At 50.5% G+C, this 4,895-nt stretch carries 4 protein-coding genes and 1 pseudogene; all 5 read left to right on the top strand.

All coding sequences use genetic code 11. The features are described from left to right. Positions 1–252: pseudogene (locus WBV75_RS10585) on the top strand (Fe-S oxidoreductase); the annotation flags it as partial. Further along, the gene (locus WBV75_RS10580) at positions 252–1,061 is read left to right on the top strand and encodes a (Fe-S)-binding protein (RefSeq protein ID WP_424120580.1); all 810 of its coding nucleotides are present in this window, start codon (positions 252–254) and stop codon (positions 1,059–1,061) included. The pseudogene WBV75_RS10585 and the gene WBV75_RS10580, both read left to right, overlap by 1 nt. Positions 1,062–1,081: 20 nt before the next feature. Then, positions 1,082–1,564, top strand: a complete 483-nt coding sequence (locus tag WBV75_RS10575; protein WP_424120579.1) for an ABC transporter ATPase — start codon at positions 1,082–1,084, stop codon at positions 1,562–1,564. A 142-nt stretch (positions 1,565–1,706) separates the two neighbouring features. Next, positions 1,707–4,556 (top strand): glycoside hydrolase family 3 N-terminal domain-containing protein, encoded by a 2,850-nt coding sequence (locus WBV75_RS10570; protein WP_424120578.1) that lies wholly within the window; start codon positions 1,707–1,709, stop codon positions 4,554–4,556. 28 nt (positions 4,557–4,584) lie between these two features. Beyond that, the coding region (locus tag WBV75_RS10565) for a glycosyltransferase (RefSeq protein WP_424120577.1) at positions 4,585–4,895 on the top strand (311 nt) is incomplete at its 3' end.

Below are 4,895 nucleotides of genomic sequence, written 5' to 3'. Positions count from 1 at the left end.
GGGAAGCAATTGCTCGACGATTACATCAGCCGGGAAGAATTGTGGGCCTGTACCTCATGTAATGCCTGTGTAGAGGCATGCCCGGTGAGTATCGACCCCCTTTCGATCATCCTCGACATGCGAAGGTACCTGGTGATGGAACAATCCGCGGCCCCATCGGAGCTCAATGTTATGATGAGCAATATTGAGAATAATGGCGCCCCCTGGCCTTTTAACCAAATGGACCGCCTGAATTGGAAGGACGAGAACTAATGGAACAGGAGCAAGCTGATAACAAACAAAATAAAGTCCCTACGATGGCCGAAATGGCTGCCCTGGGAAAACAGCCTGAAATACTTTTTTGGGTGGGATGCGCCGGGAGTTTTGACGACCGCGCCAAAAAAATCACCAAGGCTTTTGTGAATTTACTTCAAAAGGCGGAAGTGTCTTTTGCGGTTTTGGGCACGGAAGAGAGCTGTACAGGCGACCCGGCCAAACGCGCAGGTAACGAATTTTTATTTCAAATGCAGGCAGCGGTAAATATCCAGGTACTCAACGGGTACGGCGTGCAGAAAATAGTGACAACCTGTCCACACTGTTTCAATACCCTTAAAAATGAATACCCGGGACTGGGGGGGGAGTACGAAGTTGTCCACCATACCCAGTTGTTGCGGGACCTGATTAAGGAGGGAAGACTGCAGGTAGAAGGAGGGTCTTTTCGGGGAAAACGCGTGACTTTCCACGATCCTTGTTATCTGGGGAGGGCCAACGGTGTTTACGAGGCCCCCAGGGAAATCATCCGTAAGATCGATGCCGAACTGGTAGAAATGAAAAACTGCAGGGAACGCGGACTCTGCTGTGGAGCCGGTGGGGCACAGATGTTCAAGGAAGCTGAAAAAGGAGATCAGGAGGTCAATATTAAACGAACCGAAGAGGCTATTGAGGCCAAGCCTGATGTCATTGCCGCGGGTTGTCCGTTTTGCAATACCATGATGACAGACGGGGTGAAGAATAAAGAAAAAGAGGCCAGTATAAAGGTTTTGGATATTGCTGAACTGCTCGACGGGGTGGCAGACCTTTAATACGAGTATAAAAAATTGCTATGTTAGTTCCATTTGAGTCATTGCCCGAGGAGGCGCGAATATGGGTGTACCAATCCAACAGGCCCTTTACGGAAGAAGAAATACATCATATTGCAAAGGACCTTGAAGCTTTCCTGACCCAATGGACCGCTCATGGGAGTGATCTCCATGCAGGGTATGAGCTGCCCTATAATCGATTTATCGTTATTGGGCTGGATCAGTCCGGGGCCTCAGCCTCGGGATGCAGCATTGATGCTTCCGTTCATTTTCTACAGGCCCTGGAAGCTAAATATGGGGTAACACTACTGGACCGGATGAATGTAACCTACAAACAGGGGGAGTATCTGGCGTATAAATCGCTGGAGGAATTCAGAAAAATGGCGAAGGCGCGCTCCGTCTCAGGAAAAACGATCGTTTTTAACAACCTGGTGGCCAATAAACAAGACTATACCGAGAATTGGGAGGTTCCTGCTTCCGAGAGCTGGCACGGTCGTTTTTTCTAGCCGTCTGTCGGGGTTTTTACATACTCTTTCGACCGGGTGTTGGGAGGGAATTACGTCATGAATAATGGGAGGATGTAAGAAATTTGCCGTTATCGTTTTATCGCTCTTGTGCACAGGGTGGGGGACGGCTCAATCCGGTCCCTTGATCACTTCAGACACGACCGCCCAGCAGTCATGGGTGGAAGCTGTGTATTCCCAGATGAGCCCGGAAGAAAAGGTGGGGCAACTGTTTATGGTCATGATTTCTTCCGATCCGGCCCGGGAGGCCTCCGAACTCAAAAAGGCCGAAGAATGGATTTCCCAATATAGAATAGGGGGCCTTATCTTTTCAAAAGGAACGCCCCAGGTTCAGGCCCGACTTACAAATATACTTCAGGAGCGCTCCCAAACACCCCTGCTGATTGGGTTGGATGCCGAGTGGGGACTGGCCATGCGACTGGATTCTACCTATGCCTTTCCATGGAATATGACACTGGGCGCCATCCAGGACACAACACTGCTCGGGGATATTGGCAGGGAAATGGGGATGCAGCTGGGCCGTATGGGGGTACACCTGAATTTTGCACCTGTGGTGGATATCAATACCAATCCCCAAAATCCAATTATCGGGAATCGATCCTTCGGGGAAACCCCTGCTCTGGTGAGCAGGCAGGCCCTGGCAGTGATGAAAGGGATGCAGGGTGCAGGAATACTGACCACTGCGAAACACTTTCCGGGCCACGGAGATACCTCAGTAGATTCCCATAAGGCGCTCCCCCAGGTATTGTTCGATCGTCGACGTCTGGACACCGTGGAGCTCGTTCCTTTTCGTTCCCTGATTTCACGGGGATTGGATGGGGTGATGATTGCACACCTCGATGTTCCCGCCCTTACAGGGGTCCCCGGGGAACCGACATCCCTTTCTCCGAAACTCTTGCGTAATGTACTCCGCAATGAAATGGATTTCCAGGGTTTGATTTGTACCGATGCCCTTAATATGAAAGGTGTGACAGGTTACCAGGGGGTGAGCAATGCCTCCCTGGGCGCTTTTTTAGCCGGAAATGATTTACTGCTGATGCCGGAAGATCTCGAAGCTGACTATACGGCTGTTCTGGAGGCTTATCGCAGCGGACAGGTTTCCGAAACACGGATGGCTGCCTCGGTGAAAAAAATCCTGAACGCCAAGTACAAAGCGGGACTGCACCAATACACGCCTGTGAAAACCGAAAATCTGCTGGAATCCCTGAAATCAGAAAAGTCCGAGCTCCTTGGGGAGCGTGCCATGGAGCAGGCGATTACTGTGCTGAAGAACCGGGCAGACCTGATAGGAATCAAGAACCTGGAGAATAAGAAAATTGCATATGTCAAGTTCGGAACGGAAGACCACCGACCGTTTTTGGATCACCTCAGGAATTACGCGAATATCGAAGAGGTAACGGCCAATGATATCGGGACGCTGAACCGAAAACTTAAAGATTACAACCTTGTGATTATCGGGATGCACCAGTCCAATGAATCACCCTATAAAAAACACAGTTTCACAGAAAAAGAACTGTTCTGGCTGGAGGAAATTGCCCGCCAGCCCACTTCCAACAGCATTCTTACAGTTTTTGCAAAACCTTACATCCTCTCGGAAGTCCTTTCCTTCGACAACCTGGATGGTGTGGTTATGGCTTATCAGAATAGCATTATCAGCCAGCAAGTAGCTGCAGAGCTCCTTTTTGGCGTCTTTGAAGCCCGGGGTAAACTCCCGGTTACTGCACACCCGTCGTTCCCTGCGGGAAGCGGACAATCCACCCAACTACTGGATCGCCTGGGATACAGCCTCCCTGAGCGCGTGGGTCTGGATGCGCAGCGCCTGTCAATGGTAGATAGCCTGATGCAGATTGGATTGGACTCCCTGATGTTTCCGGGAGCACAGGTGCTTATCGCCCGGCATGGGCAGGTCGTGTTTCAAAAGGCCTATGGGAAACCGACCTATGATTCCGAGCGCCCGGTGACCAATACCGACTTATACGATTTGGCCTCGCTGACAAAGATCCTGGCTACGCTTCCGATGCTTATGCAAATGGAAGAGACGGGGCGTATCGGGTTTGAGACCACCTTTGGGGAACTCAATCCGGACTATGCAGAAACGGAACTCCGGGACGTAACCGTCCTTAAGGCCCTGAGCCATTACGGTCGCCTGCCGGCCTGGATTGCATTTTATCTCGATACCCTGAATAAGGACCGGAAGCCTTCCCCGGACTTTTACCGCCCGAATCCTGCAGAAGGCTACTCAGTACAAGTCGCGGAACGAATGTACTTATCCGATGCCTACAATGATTCCATCTATAATCGTATCGGGCGTCAAAGTCTAAAATCCAACCGCTATCGCTACAGCGATGTGCCGTATTACGTTTTTAAAAAGTTTATTGAAGATTCCTACAACAAGTCTTTAGATGAGCTAACGCACACTCACTTTTATCATTCCCTGGGAGCGAACCATACCACCTACAGGCCACTGGACCGTTTCCCGAAATCGCAGATAATGCCCACAGAAGTGGATAACTATTACCGTTATCAGATCGTGCAGGGTTTTGTCCACGATATGGGCGCGGCTATGCAGGGTGGGGTAGGAGGGCACGCGGGATTGTTCAGCAATGCCAACGATGTGGCCAAGATCATGCAGATGTACCTGCAGGGGGGCTATTATGGCGGGAAGCGCTATCTGAATTCCCGGACTGTTGAAAAATTCAATAAATGCTATTTCTGCAATCAGAACGTGCGCCGGGGTGTTGGTTTTGACAAACCCCAACTCGAGGAACCCGGCCCTACCTGTGGTTGTGTATCGAACAAGAGTTTCGGGCACAGCGGATTTACGGGGACTTTTACCTGGGCAGACCCTGAAACAGGACTGGTCTACGTCTTCCTCTCGAACCGCACCTATCCCTCTTCCTCCAATACCATGCTGATTCAAAGCGGCCTGCGTTCCCGTATCCAACAGGCTATTTATGATTCCCTTATCAACTAAAACGTATTTATAACGTAAATTAGGGCATATGAAACTCGCTATCGTTTGTTATCCGACCTTTGGGGGAAGTGGTGTTGTGGCCACCGAACTGGGGATCGCCCTGGCCCAGAGGGGCCATGAAATTCATTTTGTCACCTACAAGCAACCCGTACGGCTGGAATTGTTGAGCAACAATATCCATTTCCACGAGGTCTTCGTCCCCGAATACCCCTTGTTTCACTACCAGCCCTATGAACTCGCACTGTCCAGTAAATTGGTGGATACCATAAAAATGTACGACATAGAGGTACTCCATGTCCACTACGCCATTCCGCACGCCTATGCAGGGTACATGACCAA

It is taken from the genome of Robiginitalea sp., assembly GCF_049588695.1.
Lineage (GTDB): Bacteria > Bacteroidota > Bacteroidia > Flavobacteriales > Flavobacteriaceae > Robiginitalea.
Note: the sequence above shows the minus strand (reverse complement) of the source record. Positions and strands in the feature narration are given on the sequence as shown.